This window comes from Sphingobium sp. BYY-5 (assembly GCF_022758885.1).
GTDB lineage: Bacteria > Pseudomonadota > Alphaproteobacteria > Sphingomonadales > Sphingomonadaceae > Sphingobium.
Genome location: NZ_JALEBH010000001.1, coordinates 2,109,115 through 2,133,495 on the forward strand (window position 1 = coordinate 2,109,115; position 24,381 = coordinate 2,133,495).

At 61.1% G+C, this 24,381-nt stretch carries 19 protein-coding genes; all 19 read left to right on the plus strand.

Features of this window, described 5'->3' with window-relative positions:
* Nucleotides 1-32: 32 nt before the first annotated feature.
* The 19 genes from MOK15_RS10055 to MOK15_RS10145 all read left to right on the plus strand — a co-directional run bounded on the left by MOK15_RS10055 (nucleotide 33) and on the right by MOK15_RS10145 (nucleotide 24,343).
* The gene (locus MOK15_RS10055; protein ID WP_242931488.1) at nucleotides 33-1,088 is read left to right on the plus strand and encodes a LacI family DNA-binding transcriptional regulator; all 1,056 of its coding nucleotides are present in this window, start codon (nucleotides 33-35) and stop codon (nucleotides 1,086-1,088) included.
* Nucleotides 1,089-1,134: 46 nt separating this feature from the next.
* On the plus strand, nucleotides 1,135-1,743 hold the full coding sequence (locus MOK15_RS10060; protein WP_242931489.1) for a TetR/AcrR family transcriptional regulator: 609 nt from the start codon (nucleotides 1,135-1,137) through the stop codon (nucleotides 1,741-1,743).
* A 415-nt stretch (nucleotides 1,744-2,158) separates the two neighbouring features.
* Nucleotides 2,159-2,554 (plus strand): hypothetical protein, encoded by a 396-nt coding sequence (locus MOK15_RS10065; protein ID WP_242931490.1) that lies wholly within the window; start codon nucleotides 2,159-2,161, stop codon nucleotides 2,552-2,554.
* Entirely contained in the window at nucleotides 2,551-3,813 is a 1,263-nt protein-coding gene (locus MOK15_RS10070; protein WP_242931491.1) for an efflux RND transporter periplasmic adaptor subunit, read from the plus strand. Before MOK15_RS10065 ends, MOK15_RS10070 begins: the two co-directional genes overlap by 4 nt.
* 124 nt (nucleotides 3,814-3,937) lie before the next feature.
* Nucleotides 3,938-7,123 (plus strand): multidrug efflux RND transporter permease subunit, encoded by a 3,186-nt coding sequence (locus tag MOK15_RS10075; RefSeq protein WP_242931492.1) that lies wholly within the window; start codon nucleotides 3,938-3,940, stop codon nucleotides 7,121-7,123.
* Between the two features lie 12 nt (nucleotides 7,124-7,135).
* Complete coding sequence (locus MOK15_RS10080; protein WP_242931493.1) at nucleotides 7,136-8,542, plus strand: TolC family protein; 1,407 nt, start codon at nucleotides 7,136-7,138, stop codon at nucleotides 8,540-8,542.
* A gap of 327 nt (nucleotides 8,543-8,869) precedes the next feature.
* Nucleotides 8,870-9,637: a glucose-1-phosphate cytidylyltransferase gene (gene rfbF, locus MOK15_RS10085; protein ID WP_242932712.1), complete on the plus strand. Its 768-nt coding sequence runs from the start codon at nucleotides 8,870-8,872 to the stop codon at nucleotides 9,635-9,637.
* Complete coding sequence (rfbG, locus tag MOK15_RS10090; protein WP_242931494.1) at nucleotides 9,631-10,719, plus strand: CDP-glucose 4,6-dehydratase; 1,089 nt, start codon at nucleotides 9,631-9,633, stop codon at nucleotides 10,717-10,719. The genes rfbF and rfbG overlap by 7 nt, the downstream gene beginning before the upstream one ends.
* Complete coding sequence (gene rfbH / locus MOK15_RS10095; protein WP_242931495.1) at nucleotides 10,709-12,073, plus strand: lipopolysaccharide biosynthesis protein RfbH; 1,365 nt, start codon at nucleotides 10,709-10,711, stop codon at nucleotides 12,071-12,073. The genes rfbG and rfbH overlap by 11 nt, the downstream gene beginning before the upstream one ends.
* 89 nt (nucleotides 12,074-12,162) lie before the next feature.
* Nucleotides 12,163-13,281 carry an N-acetylneuraminate synthase family protein gene (locus tag MOK15_RS10100; protein ID WP_242931496.1) on the plus strand — a complete coding sequence of 373 codons (1,119 nt, stop codon included), beginning with the start codon at nucleotides 12,163-12,165 and terminating at the stop codon, nucleotides 13,279-13,281.
* 41 nt (nucleotides 13,282-13,322) lie between these two features.
* The gene (locus MOK15_RS10105; protein WP_242931497.1) at nucleotides 13,323-15,176 is read left to right on the plus strand and encodes a thiamine pyrophosphate-binding protein; all 1,854 of its coding nucleotides are present in this window, start codon (nucleotides 13,323-13,325) and stop codon (nucleotides 15,174-15,176) included.
* 60 nt (nucleotides 15,177-15,236) lie between these two features.
* A complete protein-coding gene (locus MOK15_RS10110; protein WP_242931498.1) occupies nucleotides 15,237-15,899 on the plus strand; it encodes an HAD-IA family hydrolase in 663 nt (220 codons plus the stop codon).
* A gap of 16 nt (nucleotides 15,900-15,915) precedes the next feature.
* Nucleotides 15,916-16,836, plus strand: coding sequence for an NAD-dependent epimerase/dehydratase family protein (locus tag MOK15_RS10115; RefSeq protein WP_242931499.1), 921 nt, complete (start codon nucleotides 15,916-15,918; stop codon nucleotides 16,834-16,836).
* Nucleotides 16,837-16,915: 79 nt separating this feature from the next.
* Nucleotides 16,916-18,886 carry an SLBB domain-containing protein gene (locus MOK15_RS10120; protein WP_242931500.1) on the plus strand — a complete coding sequence of 657 codons (1,971 nt, stop codon included), beginning with the start codon at nucleotides 16,916-16,918 and terminating at the stop codon, nucleotides 18,884-18,886.
* Nucleotides 18,886-19,971 (plus strand): hypothetical protein, encoded by a 1,086-nt coding sequence (locus tag MOK15_RS10125; RefSeq protein ID WP_242931501.1) that lies wholly within the window; start codon nucleotides 18,886-18,888, stop codon nucleotides 19,969-19,971. Before MOK15_RS10120 ends, MOK15_RS10125 begins: the two co-directional genes overlap by 1 nt.
* Entirely contained in the window at nucleotides 19,968-20,927 is a 960-nt protein-coding gene (locus MOK15_RS10130; protein ID WP_242931502.1) for a glycosyltransferase family 2 protein, read from the plus strand. The genes MOK15_RS10125 and MOK15_RS10130 overlap by 4 nt, the downstream gene beginning before the upstream one ends.
* Before the next feature lie 7 nt (nucleotides 20,928-20,934).
* Nucleotides 20,935-21,318, plus strand: coding sequence for a GtrA family protein (locus MOK15_RS10135; protein WP_242931503.1), 384 nt, complete (start codon nucleotides 20,935-20,937; stop codon nucleotides 21,316-21,318).
* A gap of 29 nt (nucleotides 21,319-21,347) precedes the next feature.
* Nucleotides 21,348-22,697, plus strand: coding sequence for a glycosyltransferase family 87 protein (locus tag MOK15_RS10140; protein WP_242931504.1), 1,350 nt, complete (start codon nucleotides 21,348-21,350; stop codon nucleotides 22,695-22,697).
* 140 nt (nucleotides 22,698-22,837) lie between these two features.
* Nucleotides 22,838-24,343 (plus strand): glycosyltransferase family 39 protein, encoded by a 1,506-nt coding sequence (locus MOK15_RS10145; RefSeq protein ID WP_242931505.1) that lies wholly within the window; start codon nucleotides 22,838-22,840, stop codon nucleotides 24,341-24,343.
* Nucleotides 24,344-24,381 lie beyond the last annotated feature (38 nt).

Here is a 24,381-nt window from a genome sequence, read left to right on the forward strand (position 1 = left end):
GCTCCCTAAGAAGAGCCTCCACAACATGGACGATGACGGCGCGAATGGACAATCCACAGCTTGATTTTGGCGGGAGCGAACCGACCATCGCCAAGGTCGCGGCGGCGGCAGGCGTGTCCATCCGCACCGTTTCGCGCGTCCTCAACAACAGTCCCAAGGTCAACAAGGACACGCGCGAACGCATCCAGGCCGCAATCGACAGGCTGCATTTCAAGCCCAGCCTGCGGGCGCGGGCGCTTGCCATGGGGCGCTCGCTGCTCATCGGCATGGTGCATCATGATCGCAACGCGCTGGTGCTGGACACCGTCCAACGCGGCGTCGGGCGGGAGGCGACGCGCCGCGGCTATGAAGTCATCAGCCATGCCGTCCCGATAACCGAAGAGGGCGGCATCGGCCATGTGCTGGATTTCGCGCAACGTTCCAGGGTCGACGGCCTGGTCGTCCTGCCCCCTGTGTCTGGCATTGCGGGACTGCCCGAAGCGCTGAATGCGGAACGCATCCATGCCGTGGCGCTCTCTTCCGTGCCGATCGTCGGCTATGGCGCCGTCCTCCTCTCGCCGGAACGGGAAGCCGCGGGCGATGTCGCCCGCTACCTGTTGTCGCTGGGCCATCGCCGGATCGCGATGATAACCGGACCGCAGGCGATGATCTCCGCCTGCGAACGCCGCCTGGGCTTTATCGAGGCGCTACAGGACGCTGGTGCATCGCTGCTGGGCGAAACGGAGGGCGACTACAGCCTGGCGGCGGGCATTGAGGGCGCCCGCACGCTATTGTCCCTGCCCACACCGCCCACCGCGATCTTCGCAGCCAATGACATCATGGCGGCCGGCGTGTTCAAGGTCGCCTCCGAACGGGGCATAGCCGTGCCTTCCATGCTGTCAGTGGTCGGTTTCGACGGGAGCCTGCTGGCCGAGATGCTCACGCCGTCGCTCACCACTGTGGCGCGTCCCTTTGGCGAGATGGCGCAGATCGCCACCCGCCATCTGATCGACCTGATCGAAGGCGCCCCCCCGGTCGAACTGGCCATACCGCCACTCACTCTTGTGGAATCCCAATCCAGCGCCCCGCCGCCTCCTGACGCCGATTGACCGGCGCACTGGACTCTCGGACCATTCACACTATATACCGATCGGTATGGAAATGGCGACACATAGCGGCAGAGGCCGTCCCAGGGCGTTTGACCCCGAAGAAGCGCTGGCGGCCGCGCTCGAAGTCTTCTGGCGGCGTGGCTATGAGGCTGCGTCCCTGGCCGAGCTGACGGAGGCGATGGGTATCACCAAACCCAGCCTCTATGCCTGTTTCGGCAACAAGGAAGCGCTGTTCCGCAAGGCGCTCGACCTCTATGAACGGGACAAGCTCTGCTACGTCCAGTCGGCGTTGGAGGCCCCCACGTCCAAGGCTGTGGCCGAACGGCTGCTGCGCGGATCGCTGGCGATCCAGACCAACAACACCGATCCCAAAGGTTGTCTGGGCGTCATCAGTTCGGTGGGTGGCACCGCCCATGCCGAATGCATCCGTGACGAAGTGATCGCACGCCGTGCCTCTTCCGACCGTGCGTTGATCGAACGATTCGAGCGCGCGCGCGACGAAGGCGATCTGCCCGATCATATCGAACCGCAGGCACTGGCCTGCTACCTGTCCGCTGTCATGCAGGGCATGGCGGTGCAGGCCAGCGCGGGTGTGTCGTGCGATCGGTTGGAAACGCTGATCGAAACCACGCTTTCCATGTGGCCGGGCCGTTAAGGTCGCGGACTCACCATTTTCAATGCAAACCGTTGAAAATTATTTCGCGACCATGGCCAACCGCCCCTTGAAAATGCTGCGATGCAAATAAAATACCTGCCGGTACAAAATAGGGGTTGACCAGCAAGGTCGCGTTAATATATACCGATCAGTATAGAACTAGCTGGGAACTTGCCCCAGGGAGGTCATCATGCGGCACACTCTCAAACATTGGCGCTGTTGCTGACAGCAGCGTAAAGGGCGGTTCCCCGGCAACGGGAACAACCTGATCCTCATTTTCCGATCTTTCCTCTGACGCGCCGCCCGGCGCGGACGGCCAAGATCGTTCGCGCAATTTCGGGCGCAAGGCGCGGGACGCAACAATGCGATTCCAGTCCTAGACATGCGCCCTCTTCAAACGGGGAAGGAACAAGCCATGGCTTTCCTTGATTTCGCACAACCGCTGGCCGGCCCGCAAATGGCGGTCGGCGCCAGCATCGTTTCATCCGTCCCAGCGACGGACTTTTCCGCGCAGGAATGGCAGATCGTTGCGCTCGCACGCACCGATGGGCTGCGTTCGCTGCGGGGACCGGGCCATTTTGCCCGGCTGCGCCGCTGGATCTTCGGCGAGGACATCAGCCTGGCCCTGGCCAGTGATCGGTTGGAGGCGCTGCGGCGCCTAGCCGTCGAAGCCTGGCACAAGGGCTATGCCGTCTCGCTTTCGGGCCTCGCCGCCTTCCGCGCGGCAGGCTTTTCCACCGCCCAACTAGAGCTGTTGCTCGCCACCATCAGCGCGGGCCGGACGGCTCGCGGACGCCGGAGTTTCGCATGAACCAATTGTCCAAGATCACCGCCGACTCCGAATATTCGGATGCCGGCACCCACTCGAAGCGGCGATGGTCCCGCCGCCATGGCGGTGTGGCCGCCATCGCCCTCATCGCAGTTCTCGGCATCGGCTGGAAATTGCTCGACCAGCCCCAGGCCCAGGCATCGGCCGCCCCGCTGGCGGCGGTCGGCGTTTCGGCGCCGCTCGCCCGCAGCGTGACGCAATGGGACGATTATGTCGGCCGCTTCGCCCCCAGCCAGACGGTGGAAATCCGTCCGCGCGTGTCGGGCGCAGTGACCGCCATCCATTTCCGCGACGGCGACTATGTCCGTCAGGGGCAATTGCTTTTCACCATCGACCAGCGCCCCTTCCTGGCAGCGTTGGCCGAAGCGCGGGCAAGCACCGCGTCGGCGCGCAGTGCGCTGCTGCTGGCACAGAATGATTATGGCCGTGTCCAGCGGCTGAACGGCGATGAAGCCGTGTCCGCCAGCGAGGTCGATTCGCTCCGGTCCCGCCTTCAGGCAGCGCAGGCGGCATTGGCCGGCGCGCAGGCGCGTGAGCGCAGCCGGGCGCTGGACGTCGAGTTCACCCAGGTTCGCGCGCCGATCTCCGGCCGCGTTTCCGACCGCCGCGTCGACATCGGCAATCTGGTATCGGGTGCGGAGGGCAGCGGCGCGAGCCTGCTGACCACAGTCAACAAGCTCGACCCCATTTATTTCAACTTCGATGCGTCCGAAGCGCTCTACCTCAAGTCGCAGCGTGACAAGGATGCGGGCGGCGCGGTGGAAGTCCGTCTACAGGACGAGGCTGACTATAGTCACAAGGGCAAGCTCGACTTCACCGACAATGGTCTCGACCCGCGTTCGGGCACGATCCGCATCCGCGCGGTGTTCGACAATCCCGGCAATTTCCTGACGCCGGGCCTGTTCGGCAATATGCGGCTGGCGAACGGCGGCAAGGCCAATGCCCTGCTGGTCCCGGACGAAGCGATCCAGTCCGACCAGGCGCGCAAGACCGTGCTGGTGGTCGGCAAGGATGACAATGTCGCGGTGAAGCCGGTCGAGCTTGGCCCGATCGTCGACGGCTTGCGGATCATCCGGTCGGGTCTCAGCCCGCAGGATCGGGTGATCGTGTCCAACATCCAGGCCGCCATGCCCGGCGCCAAGGTGGCGGTGAAGTCGGCTGTGATCCGGCCCACTCCTGCCCCGGTTACGCCGGTCGATAGTGCGGCTCCGGTGGCGGCGCAGGCGACCTTCGCCAGGTAACTCCCCTCCTCCGTTCGGGCGGAACCGAACGGGGCGAGGCATAATCTTGAAACATCCCCAGCCCGTGATCCGGCACTCGCCGGATCACGCGGTATCCCTTTCGCCTTTCGCAAAGGACGATCCGATGCGTTTCTCTCGTTTCTTCATCGACCGGCCGATCTTCGCCGCCGTCATCGCGGTGGTCATCACCGTGGTCGGCGCGCTCGCTTTCGTCGGCCTGCCGGTGTCCCAATATCCCGACATCGTACCGCCCACGGTCACGGTTTCCGCCCAATATCCCGGCGCATCGGCGGAAACGGTCGCATCGACCGTCGCCGCCCCGATCGAGCAGGAAATCAACGGCGTCGACGACATGCTCTACCAGAGCAGCCAGTCGACCGGCGACGGCAAGGTCGTCATCACCGTCACCTTCAAGATCGGCACCGACCTGGATGCCGCGCAGGTGCTGGTGCAGAACCGCGTCGCGGTCGCCACGCCGCGCCTGCCCGAAGAAGTGCAGCGCCTGGGCGTCGTCACCCGCAAGACCACGCCCGAATTTTTGATGGTCGTGAACCTGCAGTCGCCCGACGGCACGTTCGACCGCAACTATCTGTCCAACTATGCGCTGACGCAGGTACGCGATCGCCTTGCCCGTTTGGACGGCGTGGGCGACGTGCAGCTCTTCGGATCGCGCGACTATGCGATGCGGATCTGGATCGATCCGGACCGCGCCGCCGCACTCGACCTGACCGCTGGCGAAATCGTCCAGGCCCTCCGCGCGCAGAATGTTCAGGTGTCGGCCGGCTCGATCGGCCAGCCGCCTTATGACCGGGGTGAAGCCTTCCAGCTTGGCGTCGAGATGCAGGGCCGCCTGACCGAGCCGCAGCAATTCGCCAACATCGTCATTCGCACCGACGCCACCGGCCATCAGGTCCGCGTGGGTGACGTCGCGCGTGTCGAACTGGGCGCGCAGGATTATGGCATCAACACCTATCTGTCGAACAAGCCCACCGTCGTCATCGCGGTGATGCAGCGCCCCGGCTCCAACGCGCTCGACGCGGCGGAGAAGGTGAAGGCGGAGATGGACCAGCTTTCCAAGCGCTTCCCCAAGGGCCTGGAATATAGCGTCATCTACAACCCGACCGAATTCATCAGCCAGTCGATCGACGCAGTCTATCACACGCTGATCGAAGCCGTGCTGCTGGTCGTGCTCGTCATCCTGATCTTCCTCCAGAACTGGCGCGCGGCGATCATCCCGATCATCGCCATCCCCGTATCGCTGATCGGCACCGCGACGATCCTCGCGGGCCTTGGCTATAGCCTCAACAACCTGTCGCTCTTCGGGCTGGTCCTCGCCATCGGCATCGTCGTCGACGACGCCATCGTCGTGGTCGAGAATGTCGAGCGCAACATAGAAAACGGCATGTCCCCGCTGGAGGCGGCCCGCACGTCGATGGACGAAGTGTCGACCGCGCTGGTCGCGATCGTCCTGGTGCTCTGCGCGGTGTTCGTGCCGACGCTCTTCATCACCGGTATTTCCGGCGCCTTCTACCAGCAGTTCGCCGTCACCATCTCGACCGCGACGATCATCTCGCTGATCCTGTCTCTGACCCTGTCTCCCGCTGCCGCGGCGTTGCTGCTCAAGGCAAAGCACGGCGCGCGCGACCGCAGCGGCGATCCGGTCTGGCGGCAGAAGCTGGGCGGGGCCGCTGATGCGTTCAACAATGGCTTTGATCGGATGAGCGCGGGCTATGGCCGCCTCACCCGCTTCCTGGTGGCGCGCCCCAAGAAGATGCTGCTGACCTATGCCGGCCTGATCGCTGCCACCATCGCCCTGTTCTGGGTGACGCCCGGCGGCTTCATCCCGGCGCAGGACCAGGGCTATTTCCTGGCGGTGGTTCAGCTTCCGCCCGGCTCCTCGCTCGAACGCACCGATAAGGTGACGCGCGAAGTCGCGGAGAAAATCCTGCCGATCAAGGGCCTGCGCGGCGCGGTGATGTTCGCCGGTTTCCATGGCCCGTCGCAAACGCAGGCGCCCAACAGCGCGGCGATCTACTTCCCCTTCAAGAGCTTTGCCGAACGCAAGGAAGAAGGCGCCACCTATGCCGGCATCATGGCGGAAGCCAACAAGGCGGTCGCCGGCTATGACAAGGCGCGCATCCTGCTGGTGCCGCCGCCGCTCATCCAGGGCATCGGCTCAGCGGGCGGCTATCGCATCATGCTGGAGGACCGGGAGGATCGCGGTTATGCGGAACTCAACAAGGTCGCCCAGGACATGATCGCCAAGGCGAACCAGACCCCCGGCCTCGCCATGGTCTACACCCTGTTCGATGTCGGCACGCCGCGCGTCTACGCGGATGTCGACCGGCGCAAGGCCGACCTGCTGGGCGTGCCGCCAGAGCGTATCTTCGAAGCGATGCAGGTCTATCTGGGGTCGGCGTTCGTCAACGACTTCAACCTGCTGGGCCGCACCTATCGCGTGACGGCGCAGGCCGATGCCGAGCATCGCGGTACGGTGGCGGATATCGCCAACCTCAAGACGCGGTCGAACAGCGGGCAGATGGTGCCGATCGGTTCGGTCTCCACCTTCAAGGACAAGACCGGTCCCTATCGCGTGGTTCGCTACAACCTGCTCCCCGCGGTGGAAATCGACGGCGACACGGCGCCGGGCTACAGTTCGGGCCAGTCGCTCACCACCATGGAGAAGCTCGCGGCCGCCGCGCCTGCCGGTTATGGCAGCGAATGGACGGGCGTCGCCTATCAGCAGGTCAGCGCGGGCAACACCGCGGGGCTGGTCTTCGGCATGGCGGTCTTCTTCGTCTTCCTGGTGCTGGCGGCGCAATATGAAAGCCTGACGCTGCCGTTGTCGATCATCCTGATCGTGCCGATGTGCCTGTTCGCGGCCATGCTGGGCGTGAACCTGCGGGGAATGGATAATAATATCCTGACCCAGATCGGCCTGGTCGTGCTGATCGCCCTTGCCGCCAAGAATGCGATCCTCGTGGTCGAGTTCGCCAAGCAGGCGGAAGAGGAACAGGGCCTGTCGCCGGTCGATGCCGCCGTGCAGGCGGCGCAGACCCGCCTGCGTCCGATCCTGATGACCAGCTTCGCCTTCATCCTGGGTGCGGTGCCGCTGGTGATCGCGACCGGCGCCGGTGCGGAGCTGCGGCAGGCGCTGGGTACGGCGGTCTTCTTCGGCATGGCCGGCGTGACAGCCTTCGGCCTGCTCTTCACCCCCACCTTCTATGTCGTCTGCCGCGCGCTGGGCGATCGTTATGCCCGCCGTCGGCGGGACGATGACGCCGCCCCCGCGCTGCAGCCAGCCGAATAAGGACTTAACGTCATGACGAAACAGCTCCTTGCCCTGCTGCTCGGCGCCAGTGCCCTGACCGCCTGCGCCGCCGGGCCGGACTTTAAGGCGCCCGCCACGCCAGCCACGGCCGCCGCCCCGTTCATCGGGGCGGCCAGCCCGGCGGTGGCCCAGGCCCCCGCCGACGATCATTGGTGGCGGCTCTATAACGACCCCCTGCTCGACGGCCTGGTGAAGGACGCGATGACGGCCAACACCGACATCCGCGTCGCCGTCGCCCGGCTGGAACGCGCCCGCGCCCAGTTGCGCGGCGCCCGTTCCGACCGGCTCCCCAGCACGACGCTCAGCGGATCGCCCAGCTACGGCCGCGTTTCCCAGGCCCAGACCCTGCCGGGCATGGACCGGGAAAACTGGACCGTCGATATGGGGCTGGACGTCGCCTATGAAGTCGACCTGTTCGGCCGGGTGAAGCGCAGCATCGAAGCCGCACGCGGCGATGCCGGCGCGGCGGCGGGCGATGCCGATGCGGTCCGCGTCGCCGTGGTCGCCGACACGGTGCGCGCCTATGTCGACGCCACCGCCTCCGCCCAGCGCATCGCCGTGGCGCAACAGACGGTCGACCTGCTCGACCAGTCGCTCCGCATTTCGCAGGCGCGCTTCGACGTGGGCCGCTCCGATCGGCTTGACGTGATCCGCATCACCAGCCTGCGCGACCAGCAGAAGGCGCTCATCCCGTCGCTGGTGGCGGATCGCAACGCAGCGCTGTTCCGTCTTGCCACCCTCACCGGCCGCACGCCGCAGGATTTGCCCGCAACGGTGCGCGACGCCAAAGTGACGCCGGACCTAAGCCAGCCCATCCCGGTCGGCGACGGTCAGGCCCTGCTCGCCCGACGGCCGGACGTGCGCGCCGCAGAACAGAGGCTGGCGGCCGACACCGCGCGGATCGGCGTGGCGACGGCGGCGCTCTACCCGCGCATCACGCTGGGCGGATCGATCGGCACCACCGCGATCGGCGGCGGCAATATCTTCGGCGGCGGGCCGCTCAACTGGCTGCTGGGACCGCTCATCAGTTGGGCCTTCCCCAACCAGGAAGCGAACCGCGCGCGCATCGCAGCGGCGCGGGCCGATGGCGACGCGGCGCTCGCGACCTTTGACGGCACCGTGCTGCGCGCATTGGAGGAAACCGAAACCGCCCTCTCCACCTATGCCAATGCGTTGCAGCGGCGCGCCTCGCTCCAGACCGCCCGCGACGAAGCCGCCCGCGCCGCACGCATCAGCACCGCCCGGCAAAGGGAAGGACAAATCGACTTCCTGACCGTCCTGGACGCGCTGCGGACCCAGGCGGCGGCCGAAGCCGACCTGGCCAGCGCCGATCGCGCGGTTGCGTTCGCCCAGGTCGACCTATTCCGCGCACTGGGTGGTGGCTGGACCGACGTTTGACGGCAAATGCAGCGGCGGGAGCGTTCTCGCCGCTGCGCCGCTAATTCGCCTTCTGAACGCCCAAGGTCCAACGTTTCGAAGGAGAACGCAGAGGGCCGGGAAAATGAAAATCGATGCCGTCGGTGGAATGAAATTTCCGTGCAATTTCGACCGACGCCGCCAACTACTAAATTCCGTACAACTTCAAAGATTCAAATAAACCTTTGATTATTATACATTTTTTCCTGTCATATTCTCTCTGCGTTCCGTTGACACCAAGTTACTGCCCCGTCAAATGTAATATTCGCGCTACAAAAGAGCGCAGCAGGAAATGGGGCCAAAGTGTCTATCAAAGCTGTCATCCTTGCAGGCGGACTAGGAACACGCTTGGGGGAGGAGACCTCTATCCGGCCTAAGCCAATGGTCGAAGTCGGAGGTATGCCCATTTTGTGGCACATCATGAAAATCTATTCGAGTCATGGCGTAAACGATTTCGTCATCTGCCTTGGCTATAAAGGATACATGATTAAGGAGTATTTTGCGAATTACTTCTTGCACACCGCCGATGTGACGATCGATCTCTCCAAGAACAATATAGAAGTGCATGAGAATTGGAGCGAGCCGTGGCGGATTACCCTGGTGGAGACAGGGACGGACGCGATGACTGGTGGCCGCCTCAAGGCGGTACGCCGGTATCTTGATGCCGACCAGCCCTTTTGCTTCACTTATGGCGACGGCGTTGCCAACATCAATGTATCCGCGCAACTTATTTTCCATAAAGAACATGGACGGAAAGCGACCATCACTGCCGTCTCTCCCCCAGGGCGCTTTGGCGCGTTGGAGTTTGAGGGGAACTTGGTGCGCAACTTCAGGGAAAAACCTGCGGGTGATGGCGGCCTCATCAATGGCGGCTTCTTCGTGCTCGATCCCTCTGTCGTGGATCTGATCGATACGCATGGCACCATCTGGGAACGCGAGCCGCTAGAAAGGCTCGCCACCGCCGGTGAGCTGGCCGCGTACCGACATGACGGCTTCTGGCAACCGATGGATACGCTGCGCGACAAGCAGTATCTGGAGGAACTGTGGCACAAGGGAGCGCCCTGGAAGTCATGGTAAGCGAGACTTTCTGGCGGGAGCGCAGGGTCTTTCTCACGGGGCATACCGGTTTCAAAGGAAGCTGGCTTGCCATGTGGCTGACGCAGATGGGTGCGGAAGTCACCGGCTTTTCCTTGCCCGCCGACGATGTCAGCCTGTTCCGACAGGCGCGCCTCCAGGATCGCCTGATCCATGTCGAGGGCGACATTCGCGACATGGCGGCGGTGGAGGATGCCCTGGCGCGGGCGCGCCCGGAAATCCTGTTCCACCTTGCCGCGCAGCCACTGGTGCGCCGGTCCTACGACCACCCGATCGAAACCTTCGCGACCAATGTACAGGGAACGGCGCATGTGCTTGATGCCTGCCGCCGCGCCGTGGATCTGAAAGCGATCGTCTGCGTCACCAGCGACAAATGCTATGAAAATCGCGAATGGATCTGGCCCTATCGCGAAAGCGACCCGATGGGCGGCTATGATCCCTATAGCGCCAGCAAGGGCGCAGCCGAACTGGTGATCGCCGCTTATCGCCGCAGCTTCTTCGGCCAAAGGCCGTTGCTCGCATCGGTGCGCGCGGGCAATGTCATCGGCGGCGGCGACTGGGCAGCCGACCGGCTGATTCCGGACATCATCCGCGCCCTTATCAAGGACAAGGCCCCCTTCATCCGTTCGCCCGCATCGATCCGGCCGTGGCAGCATGTGCTGGAAGCATTGGGCGGCTATCTCATGATCGCGCAGCGTCTTGCCAGTGGCGACACATGGGCGGCAACCGGCTGGAATTTCGGCCCCGCCGACGACGATACCCAGCCCGTCAACTGGATCGCCGATCATATGTGCGCGGCATGGGGTGGCCCGGCCTGGTATAGCGAGGAGCAAATCCAACCGCACGAAGCGAAGATACTAAAGCTCGACTGCTCCAAAGCGCGTGTCGAACTGGGCTGGCGTCCGGCGCTCCGGCTACGGGACGCATTGGACTATATTGTTGCGTGGCATCATGCCGTCGCCGAAGGCAGTGACGCGGCGCAAATTTCTTTTGCACAACTTGATGCTTATCGAAAGCAGCTCGGCCGTGCCCTGTCCGGGGAGAATTACGTAAATGACTGTTGAACAGCCGGTAGCCAATCCGGCTGCCCTGGCCGGAGATTGCGACGAGGCGCAACTCCGCGCCCTCATCCTCGACCTTACGGGCGAGTATGCGCGACGATTTCATGCCACCAAAACCTTCGTGCCAGGCGAAAGCCCCGTCCCCGTATCGGGGAAAGTCTATGACGAAACCGACATGCGGAACCTCGTCGACTCCTCGCTCGATTTCTGGCTTACCACAGGTCGGTTCAACGACGCATTCGAGGCAAAACTGGCCAAGCGCCTGGGCGTTGCCCATGCCCTGACCACCAATTCGGGTTCATCGGCCAACCTGTTGGCGCTCTCCACGCTCACTTCGCATTATTTTCGCGGTGAAGCGCTGAAACCCGGCGACGAGGTTATCACAGTCGCCACCGGTTTCCCGACGACGGTGAATCCCTCGTTGCAATATGGGCTGGTCCCGGTGTTCGTCGACGTGGACATCCCGACCTACAATGTCAAACCGGACATGATCGAGGCCGCGGTCAGTGACAAGACCCGCGCGATCATGATCGCGCACACGCTGGGCAACCCGTTCGACCTGGCCGAAGTGATGCGTGTCGCCGAGAAATATAATCTCTGGGTGGTCGAGGATTGCTGCGACGCGCTGGGCGCCACCTATAACGGCCAGGGCGTCGGCACCTTCGGTCATATCGGCACGCTCAGCTTCTACCCCGCCCATCATATCACCATGGGCGAAGGCGGCGCGGTGTTCACCGACAAGCCGCGCCTCAAGCGCGTGATCGAATCCATGCGCGACTGGGGCCGCGACTGCTGGTGCGCACCGGGCAAGGACGATACCTGTGGCAAGCGTTTCGCCCGCAAGCTGGGTAGCCTGCCGATGGGCTATGACCATAAATATACCTATGGCCATGCCGGCTACAACCTCAAGATCACCGACATGCAGGCAGCCGTGGGCCTGTCGCAGCTTGGTCATCTCGATGGCTTCATCGCTGCCCGCGCGCGCAACTTCGCCGGCCTGACTGAGCGGCTGCGCGCCCATGAGGATGTGCTGATCCTGCCGGAAGCGACACCCAACAGCGAGCCGTCCTGGTTCGGCTTCCCGATAACCATACGTCCAGAAAGCGGCATCAATCGCGAGGAACTGGTCCAGTATCTGAACAGGAAGAAGATCGGCACCCGCCTGCTCTTTGGCGGCAACCTGCTGCGCCAACCTTACATGAAGGGCCGCAACTATCGTGTCGTGGGTGATTTGGCGAACGCCGACCTGGTTACAACCAACACCTTCTGGATCGGACTCTTCCCCGGTCTGACGGCGGATCATCTGGATTATATGGCCGAACAGATCAGCGCATTTATCAGAATGAACAGAACCTGACGACCACGCGCCAAGAATAGCGCCAATATAACAAGAAAACACTGAAAGCCGTATGGCTGGTTGATAGCGAAAAATATTGGAGAAGTATCGTGTCCAAAGACATTTTCCACGACCTCTTCGTTCTTGAGTTGGCTAATAATCATTGGGGAAAGCTCGATCGTGGATTGAAGATCATCAACGACTTCGCCGAAGTGGTAAAGTCCAATGGCGTTCATGCGTCGATCAAGCTGCAGTTCCGCGATGTCGATGACTTCATTCATCGTGACTTCCGCGACTACAGCCATATTCGCTACATCAAGAAGACCTTGGACACCCAGATGCCCTGGGAAAATCTGCACGCCATGGTAGAAGCCGTTCGTGCGGCTGGCATGAAGACCATGGTCACACCCTTTGACGAGGTGTCGGTCGACAAATGCATCGAATTTGGCGTCGACATTTTGAAGATTGCCAGCTCCGACATCCGCGACAAGACGCTGCTGCGCAAGATCGCGTCGGCCGGCAAGCCGGTGGTGGCGTCATCGGGCGGAGCCGATACCCATCATATCGACGCGCTGGTCGACTATTTCGTTTCGCGCAATGTTCCCTTCGCACTCAATCATTGCGTGTCGCTCTATCCGTCGGAAGACAGCGACCTGGAACTCAACCAGATCGACTATCTGCGCACTCGATATCCTGGCGTTACCATCGGCCTATCGACCCATGAACAGCGTGACTGGCATGACTCGATCCTGATCGCCTACGGCAAGGGTGCACGCACCTTCGAACGTCACATCGACATCGATTATGAAGGCGTCCCGGTCAGCCCATATTGCACCAAGCCGGAACAGGCGGATGTCTGGTTCAAGGCCTTCATCAAGGCCAAGGAAATGTGCGGCGGCCCCGCCGAGGTCAAGCGTACGGTGCCGGAGAAGGAGCGCACCTATCTCGATGCGCTGGTCCGCGGCGTATATGTCAAGCGCAACCTGTCGAAAGGCCATGTGCTGACCGATGCGGACGTGTATTTCGCCGTCCCGTTGCAAAAGGGGCAGATCTCGACCCGCGAGTTTGAGAGCGGCGAAGTGCTCAATGCGCCGCTGGGCGCCGACCAGCCCGTGATGCTGAACGAGATCGACGCAGCATATAGTAAAGATCCCGAAATACTGGCCCTGGTGCCGGATCGCGGCCTGGAGCAGGCAGTCATCGAAGACCGGATTGCGGTCAACCAGTAATTGTCCAGCCTGCCGCACCTCAATCCCGCTACGGAAAAATAATGACCAAAATCCGCCTGTCCGATTATATCGCCCACAAGCTGCACGACCATGGCGTGCGCCATGTCTTCATGCTTACGGGCGGCGGCGCCATGCACCTCAACGACGCTATGGGGCGCGTGAACGGACTGCGTTATGTCTGCTGCCATCATGAGCAGGCGCTGGCGATGGCAGCGGAAAGCTATACTCGTCTGTCCGGTCGGCTGGCGGCGGTCAATGTCACAACTGGACCCGGCGGGATCAATGCGCTGAACGGCGTCCACGGCGCCTTCACTGATTCCATCGCGATGATCGTGGTGTCTGGGCAGGCCAAGCGGGAAACGCTGGCGAGCAATGCGCCGGTGCGGCTCCGCCAACTGGGCGACCAGGAGGCGGACCTTGTGTCGATGGTGAAACCGATCACCAAGTTCGCTGCAATGGTCAGCGACCCGCTCGACATTCGCTATCTGCTGGAAAAGGCACTGTGGCTTGCGGAGACCGGACGGCCGGGACCGGTGTGGCTGGATATCCCAATTGATGTCCAGGCCGCGCTGATCGACCCGGAGGCGCTCCACGGGTTCGATCCGGTCCGCGAAGGCTATGGTCGCGATTTTGCCCTTCCTGCCGAATATGGCTGGTTGACCGGCGCGGCGCTGGACGAGGCGGCCCAACATGTCGTCGAGGCGGTGAAAGCCGCCGAACGGCCAGTGTTACTGCCTGGCACCGGCATTCGCATCAGCGGCGCCTATGACAGTTTCCTGCGCGTAGCAGAGAAGTTGGGCATCCCGGTCGCCCCGGCCTGGAACGCGCAAGACGTGGTGGCCGAAGATCATCCGCTCTATGTCGGTCGCCCTGGCACGGTGGGCGACCGGTCCGGCAATTTCACGGTCCAGAACAGCGATTGTGTGCTGGTACTCGGCTGCCGTCTGAACATCCGTCAGATCAGCTATAATTTCGCTTCCTTCGCACGGGCGGCAAAGAAGATCATGGTCGATGTCGACGCAGCCGAACTGGCCAAACCGACCCTGTCGATCGACATGCCTGTCCACGCCAATCTCAGGGATTTCCTGCCCGCATTCGAACATGCGCTTCAAGGTCATGTGCGACCGGCTGCACACGCCACCTATCTGGGCTGGGCAATGGAACGGCGCCGCAAATATCATCCGGTGCTGCCAGAATATTGGGACACCAAGGGCGTGGTGAACCCCTATTGCTTCACCGAGGCATTATTCGAGCAATTGGAGGAGAACGAAGTCGTCGTCATGGCCGATGCCACCGCCGCGGTCGTGACGGTGCAGGCCGCGCGCCTGAAGCGCGGCCAGCGGCTCTATTCCAACTCAGGCGCAGCCTCTATGGGCTATGATCTGCCTGCCACTATAGGCGCCTGGCACGCCATGCCCGAAGGGTCGAAGCGGATCATTTGCATGGCGGGCGATGGTTCGATCATGCAGAATCTGCAGGAACTGCAAACAATTGTAGGGCAAGGCATCCCAGCCAAGATTTTCCTCTACAATAATAGCGGCTATCATTCGATCCGCCAGTCGCAACAGGCCCATTTCAGCGGCTTCTCGGTCGGCTGTGGCCCGGATTCCGGCGTTACCTTCCCTGACTTCGGGAAGGTCGCCGCTGCGTTTGGCTATTCTTTTACGCGCACGTCTGACCATGACGACATTCGCGATGCCGTGCGTCGCACGCTGGCTGCGCCCGGCGCCGCCATCTGCGAGATCATGGTCGACAAGGAACAGAATTTCGCGCCGAAATTATCGTCCAGGCGCTTGGAAGACGGCACGATGGTAACTGCGCCGCTGGAGGATCTGTCCCCCTTCCTCTCTCGTGAGGAACTGGAGCAGAATATGCTCATCCCGATGCTTAATTAACATGCCGAAAAATTCCCTCCAATCCGTTTTCCCGCCCGGCCGAAAGGGGCAGCAGTCGCTATGTTCCGGCATGTGATATTCGATCTGGATGGAACGCTGGTCGATAGTGCGCGCCAGTGCATCGGTATTGTTAACGCGATGCTCGCCGACCGCGGCAGCGACCGGCGCGTCGATGCCGCTACTGCGCGCGTTCACATGAGCAGCGGCGGCCAGCATCTGGTTTCTGTCTTGCTAGGCACAGACGGTGGTGATCCGGCGGCAGAACTGGCTGATTTTCGTGCACGCTACCAGGCCATGCCGACGTCAAGGGAAGCATTGTTTCCAGGGGTCGCAGAAGGAGTCGCCGCGCTGCGGAGGGCCGGACTTACTCTTGCCATTTGCTCCAATAAACCCCAGCATCTGTGCGAAAATGTGCTTGCCGATACGGGCCTTGCACCTCATTTCGCTGCCATAGTGGGCGAACGCCCGACGTTGCGCGCGAAGCCCGCTCCGGACTTGCTTCTGGCGGCACTGAAGGAATTGGGCGGCGATGGGCGGGCTTGCCTTTATGTGGGCGACAGCGAAATCGACCATGAATTGGCTCGATCGGCGGACATACCCTTCTGCTTCATGACCTATGGCTACGCCACGCCGCACTGGTCTCCTGAAGCAGGCGCAAGCTTCGGTTGCTTCCCCACGCTCGTCGCATCGATCATGGCTCGTCTGGGACAAGTCCATGCTTGAACCGAACGTCGCTCAGATGATTGTCCGCGGGGACCAGCATATTGCCATTGCCGGCGCTGGTGGCTGGATCGGGTTGGCGACGCTCGACCTGCTGGAGCAGGCACTGGGCGATGCCCTGGCCGAACGCATTTCCTGCTATGGCAGTACAGAGCGCTCCTTGACCCTGCGCAGCGGGCGACAGGTGCAGCAGCGTCCTTTATCGCAGATCGCGACATTGAACGCCACGCGCATCTGGCTGCTCCATTTCGCCTTTTTGAACAAGGACCGGGCCGAAGCGATGAGCGAGGATGCCTATCGTACCGTCAATGACACGATCAGCGCCACGGTCCTGAACGCTGTCAGCACGCTGCCGGTAGAGGCCGCATTCGTAGCGTCTTCGGGCGCGGCAAGCAAAGTTACCGACCCGTTCGCCAGTCCCGCCATGCGTCTCTATGGCCAGATGAAGCTGGATGATGAAGCACGCTTTGCCGACTGGGCGGAAGGTCATGGACGCCGGGCAGTTATCAGCCGCATCTTCAACATCACCGGGCCATATATCAACAAGCATCAGGCCTATGCCATCGCCAATTTCATCATGGATGCGCTGGCCGACCGGCCAATTGCCGTCCGTGCCCCGCGTGAGGTGTTCCGCGCCTATGTGGCGATCCGCGAACTGATGTCGTTGGGGTTCGCTCTGATGGCGGACCGGAGCGCACCCGTTATCCGCTTCGATTCCGGTGGCGAAGCGATGGAACTGGGCAGGGTCGCCCAGAATGTAGCGCAAGTGTTGAACGGCGGCAGCGTGAACCGGACGGCGATCACCGATGCTCAACCAGATCGCTATGTGGGCGACGACAGGGTCTATACCGCCTTGCGACATGCTCATGGTGTCGAAGCCGTGCCGCTCAGTCGGCAAATTCTTGAAACAGCAGATTATATGCGCGGACTTGTGAACTGAGCCACCCACGAGGTCTGGTATCGAGACTGGATGATAGGCGCGCAACCGCGCAAAACGGAATGCGAAGGAATGGAATTCCATGAAAGTTACGACAGCAGGCCCAACCTTTCCGACACTAAGGCTGCGTAGCTTCACCGCATCCATATCGGCGATCGCACTGATCCTTTCGGCAAGCCCACTCGCCGCGCAAACGCTCGATAATTCCATTCCGCGCGGCTTGCCAACCGATCCATATGGCACCACCGGCGCTGTTGGCATGAGTGCGGCTGGCGCCGGGGTCGCGGGCGATAGCTATGGTCGCCCTTCGCAATCCGGCGTCGCCCCCGTGAGTGAAGCCTATCGGCCCGTGTCGATTGGCGGCACATCCTCCAGCACCGATGCCGCCACCGCCCATGTCGGCCCAAATGGCATCCTCGACACCGGTGCCTTGCATATCAAGCCGGCGGCGCCGGGCGAATTTGAATCTTGGGTTCGAGACGTCACCGGGCGCAAACTCAAGCGCTACGGTTCCGACCTGCTCATCGCCGGTGCGCGGGACTTTGCCGTACCGGCTCAAACTACAATACCGCCCGACTATGCGCTCAACGTCGGTGACACCGTGTCCATCTCCCTGATGGGCTCGATCGACGGCAGCGTTGATCTGGAAATCGATCGCGATGGTAACATTTTTCTTCCCAATGTCGGACCGGTCAGCCTGATCGGCGTGCACTATCGGGATATCAAGGATCGGATTGCAGCTGCAATCGGCCGTCAATATCGCGGCTATGACGTGTCTGTGAGCATCAAGCGGCTACGCGGGGTACGTGTCTATGTGACCGGCTTTGCCAACAATCCAGGCGCTTATTCGGTCAATAGCCTCTCGACACTGGTCAATGCCGTACTCGCCGCGGGTGGCCCTTCGGCCGGTGGCAGCTTCCGCTCCGTCAAGCTTTACCGCAACGGTGCGGAGGTCGCGGATTTCGACCTCTATCAATTGCTGCGCAAGGGGGATCGCTCGCTCGATCCGCTGATTCAGAATGAAGACGTGCTCTTCATTCCCCCGGTCGGCAAGCAGGTCGCCGTCATCGGCAGCGTTAACGAGGAAGCGATATATGAAACGCGCGAGGGCGAAAGCCTGGCCGATATGCTGGCTTTGGCCGGCGGCCCCACCAATGTCGCCGATCCTTCACGCCTGATCCTCTATCGACTGGACGATCAGGACACCGTGGGCAGCCGCCAGATCGATCGGGCGATGGCCAATAGTGAGCATGCTGAAGCAGGCGATATCATTCAGATCCTGCCGCAGGGAACGCTCATCCACTCCCTGGACAAACAACAAGCCATCGTGCGGATCGAAGGCGAGGTGAACAAACCGGGCAATTATTATGTGCCGCCAAACACGCCGCTGTCGAAGGTCCTGGAAATGGCTGGCGGCCTGACGCCGCGCGCCTATGTCTATGGGACCCGTTTTGTCCGGGAATCGGTCCGCTCACAGCAGCGTCGCAGTTTTCTGGAAGCCGTCGAACAGATGGAGATCGCACTGTCTGCCGCACCGCTCACTGGCGATCGTCTGATGGACGCCGGCGAACGCAAGGCCCAGATCGAATCCGCCCGCGATTTCCTGGAAAAGTTGCGTCAGAAGGAACCTGATGGTCGTCTCATTCTTGAACTTCCGTCAGAAAGTTCGGCCCTTCCCGACAATCTGCCACTGGAGAATAACGATCGCATCGTCATACCGCCACGGGTCGATACAGTGGGCGTCTTTGGTGCCGTCTATCGGCCGGCATCATTCCTCATGAACACCAACCGCCCGCTGCATGTGAAGGATTTCGTCCAACAGGCTGGTGGCCCGATCCGTGGAGCGGACAAGGCCAATATTTTCGTCGTGCGCGCCAACGGCTCCGTTCTGACGCGCAAGCGTGGCGCCATGGACGCGGCCGTTCTGCCGGGTGACACAGTGTTCGTCCCCATCAAGACCCAGTCCTCCTCGGTCTGGGCCAAAATTCGGGACATTTCGCAGATTGTTTTCCAGTTCGGCCTCAGCGCGGCCGCCATCGCGGCGATCAACTGATGACACCGCCGCGCAGCATGATTGGCATGATAGCCAATGCACCGCTGGTGCGCCACGCGCTGGTGCGTCGTACCGTCTTGCTAACCCTGATCGCACTTTGCGCGATCCTTACTTTCTTTCCGGAAAAATACCGGGCGGCATCGAGCTTGACCCCGACAGATCCGGCCAGCCTGGGACTCAGCGGAACCTTGGGTCAGCTAGGCGCTGTCGGCAATGTCTTCGGCAATCAGGCGGCGGTTGAAGTCAGCATGAAGGTCGCGCGTAGCGACTATGTGCGGGACGCTGTCACCAAGAAGATCGGTCTCGACAAACGGCTCGGTCTTTCTGTCCTTGAAACGCATCGGTGGCTTGATCGCAAGCTCGACGTCAGCACATTGCGCGGCGGTATCATCGAATTCGAGATCAAGTTGCGGGATCCGGTTCTCGCCAAGGATATTGTTCGCGCTTACGGCGATGCCGTGCGCGTTCAGCTTGCCGACATCTCCAGGACGCAGACCTCCTACAAACGCGACATTTTGCTGCGTCTGGTCGATGAAACGAATGAGCGCCTGGCCCAAGCGCAGACGGCCTATGACACGTTCCGCCTGAAGACGCGCTATAGCAGCCCTCAGGCGGCGATTTATGCCGCAGGTGATCGCATTCCGGAGCTGGAAGCGCTCATCCGCGCCAAGGCCGTAGAACTCAATGCCGCACGCCAGTTTGCAACGGATAATAATTTCAGCGTCCAGCAGCGCCTGGCAGAAATGGAAGCGCTTCAACGCCAGTTGGACGAAGCGCGGTCCGTCTCTCCAGAGCAGCAAAGCTCCGTCGGGCAAGTGGTGCGGCAATCGACCCAAGTTGACAAGCTGCGCCGTGACCTTCTCCTCGCGCAGGCGCTCTACGACAGCTACAAGCGCTATCTCCAGGGCACATCGGTCGAAAATCTGACGTCCACCGCCAATATCCGTATCCTGGAACCGGCCTATATCGATTCCGACCGTCAATATAATTGGCTTCCCCTGATAATGGGGGTCGTCATCCTTCTTCTCGGCCTTGCAATCGAAGTCTATCTGATGCGCCCGCCTCTCGATGGAGCTGAAGCGTGACACTGCCCATATCCCAGGGCCAACGCCCCGATGTGTCCGTCGTCATTCCGTGCTTTAACGAGGAGGAAAATGCGGAGGCCATTCATGCGGCCGTCGTCGCCGAACTGGAGCTGTTGAATCTGACGTTCGACATCATCTTCATCGACAATGACTCGACTGACCGGACGGTGGAGATCGTCAGGGATATCTGCACGCGCGACGCACGGACGCGCTTGATCGTGAATACCCGCAATTTCGGTCAGATGCGCAGCCCCACCCACGGCATCTACCAGGCGGGCGGACGTGCCATCATCGGGCTGTGCGCTGATTTTCAGGATCCGCCCGCCCTGTTGCCTCGTCTTGTCGAGCGCTGGCGCGCTGGCGCCGATATCGTACTGGGCGTGCGTCAGGAGGAAAAGACAGCAGGACCGGTCCTTCGCACGTTCCGCAGGCTGTCCTACTGGCTGGCGCGCAATTTTGGCGATTATCCGATCGTCCCCAATGCTACCGGCTTCGGACTCTATGATGCCAGGGTCGTGAACGCCACGCGCCACCTGGCGGAACCGGAACCCTTTTTCCGCGGTATGTTGGTGGAGACCGGATATCGGCTGGAAACCATCGCCTATCCTCGCCCACCGCGAGCCGGCGGTACGTCGAAGAATAATTTCTTCTCTTTGCTCGACTTCGCCATGTCCGCTCTGGCTGGCTCCTCCAAGCGCCTGCTACGCCTTCCTATCTATATCGGCGTGTTCGGCGCGTTGATGACAGTGCTGATGCTGGTTGGCGGCGTGACGGCCTTCTTCCTCGGCAAACCGATCGCCGGCTGGTTCATCGCAGCGGTTGTGCAGGCCGAACTGGCAATGTTGTTCGGCTTTCTCGGCTTGCTGGGCGATAATTTACGGATCGTGTCCGAACGGACCCGCAGGACACCGCTCGTGCTTGAACGCGAACGCATAAATTTCCCACCGGACTATTGAAACTGCAATGAATCTTTCTCGCGAAAGACTGACCGAAATCTGGCGCTATTATCAGGCGGGTTTGATTAATACGGCCTTTGGTTTTGGTACTTATTCCCTGCTCGTGTGGTTGGGGTTGAATCTGTTCGCGGCGCAATTGATCGCTCATGTCGCAGGCATGGGTTTCAACTACATCACCTATAGCCGTCATGTTTTCCGCGACGCCGCGCCAGCCAGGCTGCGCTTCATCCTGTCCTATGCCGGAAACTATGGTCTTGGCTTAGCCATGTTATATCTTTGCTCTCGCTTCATTGATTCACCCTATCTAGCCGGATTCACATCGATCCTGATTGTCTCGGCGATCAACTATTTCATGCTGAAATATCTCGTTTTTCGCGGCAAGACGGCATGAGCATCAGCAAGCGCGCCCGGATTTGGCAGTTGGCGATCGAATATGGCTTCGTCCTGGCCATCGGCGCGGCACTGGCCCATATGGTCTGGTACTTCGTTGAATATGGTTATCTGCGCCAACCTTTTTTTTACGAACCGTCCGGCACATGGATGGACTGGTTTTCCCTGAGCTACTACGCCCACAATAAGGGCGCCTACGACGTAGAACAGACCATTTATCCGCCCCTTTCCTTCGTACTCATGAAGGTGCTGGGAATCTCACAATGCTATGCCAACAATGCGTCCGAAATGGCGCGGGCATGTGACTGGCTGGGCAGCGTCGGCCTCTGTGGATTCTATTTGCTATCCGTCATTCTCACCTTCCTGCATTTCCGCAAGGTCGACCGGTCGACCTATATTCCGCGTTCAATCGCCCTCGCCTTTGGCTTGCCGCTGGTCTACGCTTTTGAGCGCGGCAATCTGGTTTTCATCGCCTACAGCTTTTATCTTCTGGCGTTCGGACCATTGCTTCGATCAGCACGCCTGCGCTGGCTGGCGGCTGGAATTGTCATCAATTTGAAGGTCTATCTGGTCGCGGCTATATTGGCGCCGCTGGCACGGCGACGCTGGATGGCCGTGGAAGGCGCGCTGATCGCCACCATTGGCGTCTACCTCTTGAGCTGGATGATCCTTGGCGAAGGCAGCCCCATCCAGATTCTACGCAATCTGGTCGGTTATTCCTCTGGCTTCGGTGCGCAACGCCTACTCGACGTTTGGTATGCGTCCAGCCTCGTTCCGATCCGAACGCTCATGCAAAGCGAATTTCCACTTTATTCCGCGTTCAGTTCCAAACAGGTGGAAGCCATCTATCTTTCGGCAACGATGCTGACCTTCATCACACAAGGTCTGGCTGTGGCGGCGGTAGCAGCGACCTTCCTGCGTCCGGAGGTCGTATCCAACCATCGCGTCATCCTGTTCGGCGCGATCGTTGCCCTCTCCACAAAGGAAGCAGGCGGATATACTCAGGTCTTCCTGCTGGTATCGATATTCATGGAATCATGGCGAGGCTGGGCGCGGCCCATCGCTATCATACTGGGCTATAGCCTCTGCATCCCCGACGATATCATTATCCCCGCAGGTATGCCTCCCATCGTGCGCGATAGCTTCCTGAGTGGGCAAGAGGTTTCGGCCCAATATGGCATAGGCGCCATTGCGCTGTTGCGCCCCATCATCATGTTCATGGCTTGCAACTGTCTGGCGGTGGCAACGCTGCTGGATGTCTGGAAGGACATTCGGTCCCAAGGCTGGAAGGAACGCTGGCGCTATCGACGCGACTGGCCGCTACTGCCCTTTCAGAAACGCCCACAAAAGCCGTCATCCGTGTCCAAGGTTTCGATGTGAAGTTGATCTTCGTCCGTCAGGGCAGTGCGACAACGCAAGGCGCTTCGTGGCTTCTTGCCATCATTCTCCTAAGCGCCTTACTCCTCCGCCTTGCTTCGATCCATTTCGGACTTCCAGCACTCAATGACCCCGATGAACTGATGTTCGAGCTTGGCGCGTTCAAGATGCTGCGCGGCCTCACGCTCGATCCCGGCTGGTTCGGCCATCCGGCCACGACAACCATGTATGTGCTCGCACTCGTCGATATGATCGTCTTCCTGGGCGGCTATCTTGTCGGCTGGTGGGGTTCGGTTGCTCAGTTCGGTGAGCTTATCTATGCCGATCCAACTTGGGTCATCCTGCCGGGGCGCATCGCGATGACCGCCTTCTCGATCGGCACGCTCCTTCTCGCATGGCAGTTCTGCTATCGTCTGTTTGATCGCCGTGCCGCGATGGTGGCCACGATCTTGCTGGCGATCAGCCCGGTTTACATCACCTGGTCCCAGATCATCCGGTCGGACGTGATGGCCTGCTTCTTCCTGATGCTGTGCCTACACGCAACGCTCGATATCGTAGAACGCAACCGATGGCGCGACTATGTGCTGGCCAGCCTGTGGCTGGGCGCTGCGATCGCGACCAAATGGCCCTTCGCCCTGTGCGCACTGGCCATAGCCGGTGCGATGGGCCTGTTGATCCTTGATGGCAGGATCAATCCGCGTCAGGCGATGGGACGGTTGATCCTGGTTGGATTGATGAGCATCGCGTTCCTCCTGCTCATCTCTCCCTATTTGTTGATCGACTATCCTACGGTACTACGCAACCTGACTGGCGAAGGACAAGCGCGCCATCTTGGTTCGACCGGCGGCGACATATGGCAGAATGGGTTCTGGTATATCCGTGGACCGCTATTGGCCGGCCTGGGTATAATGGGTCTAGCCTTGCTGCCTGTCGGTATCTTTTGCTTGATCCGTAATCGCCGCGCGCTGCCCCTGATCGGCCCGCTTTTGGTCGGCTTCTTTCTTCTGCTTTGCTTCCAGACTATGGTATGGGAACGCTGGGCACTGCCGTTGCTGTTACTTTGCGCGATATTGATTGGTGCGGGCGCCAGTACGCTCGCAGACAGAATCGCCCAGCGATGGCGGCCCATCGCAATCAGCTTTATGCTGGCGGCGCTCCTGCTCCCCCTTCTCCTGCGGGCGCAATCCGACGCACGCGAGCGCATGAACGATACGCGTCAGATTGCCTCAAACTGGGCGCGCGCGCGCATTCCGGCGGGGAGTACGGTTCTGATCGAACATTTCGCCTTCGACCTGCTGCCGCAACCTTGGCATTTCGTCTTCCCGATCGGCGATGCGGGTTGCATCGACGCCGCTGCCCTGCTCCGTGGCAAGACCAGCTATGCCCCTATAGACCAGGCCCGCGGCACCCGCGCCAATATCGACTATGGCACGATGGCCCCGGCACGCCGTGCGGCTTGTCGACCGGACTATGCCATCCTCACCCAATATGATCGCTATCGACGCGAAGCTCACGCCTTTCCCGGCGAATATGCCGCCTATCGCGATCTTATCGCGCGCGGACGGGTCGTTGCGAACTTCGGGCCGCAAGAGGGACGAATCGGCGGTCGCTTAGTTACGATCGTCGCCTTCCCCAAAACGACAAGATGACATAGCCTTGGCGTCGAACGATCGGGCCGGAACATTGA

Coding starts and splice junctions, on each gene's coding strand:
- MOK15_RS10055 (WP_242931488.1), top strand. CDS start 33: ATGACGGCGCGAATGGACAATCCACAGCTTGATTTTGGCGGGAGCGAA.
- MOK15_RS10060 (WP_242931489.1), top strand. CDS start 1,135: ATGGAAATGGCGACACATAGCGGCAGAGGCCGTCCCAGGGCGTTTGAC.
- MOK15_RS10065 (WP_242931490.1), top strand. CDS start 2,159: ATGGCTTTCCTTGATTTCGCACAACCGCTGGCCGGCCCGCAAATGGCG.
- MOK15_RS10070 (WP_242931491.1), top strand. CDS start 2,551: ATGAACCAATTGTCCAAGATCACCGCCGACTCCGAATATTCGGATGCC.
- MOK15_RS10075 (WP_242931492.1), top strand. CDS start 3,938: ATGCGTTTCTCTCGTTTCTTCATCGACCGGCCGATCTTCGCCGCCGTC.
- MOK15_RS10080 (WP_242931493.1), top strand. CDS start 7,136: ATGACGAAACAGCTCCTTGCCCTGCTGCTCGGCGCCAGTGCCCTGACC.
- rfbG (WP_242931494.1), top strand. CDS start 9,631: ATGGTAAGCGAGACTTTCTGGCGGGAGCGCAGGGTCTTTCTCACGGGG.
- rfbH (WP_242931495.1), top strand. CDS start 10,709: ATGACTGTTGAACAGCCGGTAGCCAATCCGGCTGCCCTGGCCGGAGAT.
- MOK15_RS10105 (WP_242931497.1), top strand. CDS start 13,323: ATGACCAAAATCCGCCTGTCCGATTATATCGCCCACAAGCTGCACGAC.
- MOK15_RS10110 (WP_242931498.1), top strand. CDS start 15,237: ATGTTCCGGCATGTGATATTCGATCTGGATGGAACGCTGGTCGATAGT.
- MOK15_RS10115 (WP_242931499.1), top strand. CDS start 15,916: ATGATTGTCCGCGGGGACCAGCATATTGCCATTGCCGGCGCTGGTGGC.
- MOK15_RS10120 (WP_242931500.1), top strand. CDS start 16,916: ATGAAAGTTACGACAGCAGGCCCAACCTTTCCGACACTAAGGCTGCGT.
- MOK15_RS10125 (WP_242931501.1), top strand. CDS start 18,886: ATGACACCGCCGCGCAGCATGATTGGCATGATAGCCAATGCACCGCTG.
- MOK15_RS10135 (WP_242931503.1), top strand. CDS start 20,935: ATGAATCTTTCTCGCGAAAGACTGACCGAAATCTGGCGCTATTATCAG.
- MOK15_RS10145 (WP_242931505.1), top strand. CDS start 22,838: ATGTTCGAGCTTGGCGCGTTCAAGATGCTGCGCGGCCTCACGCTCGAT.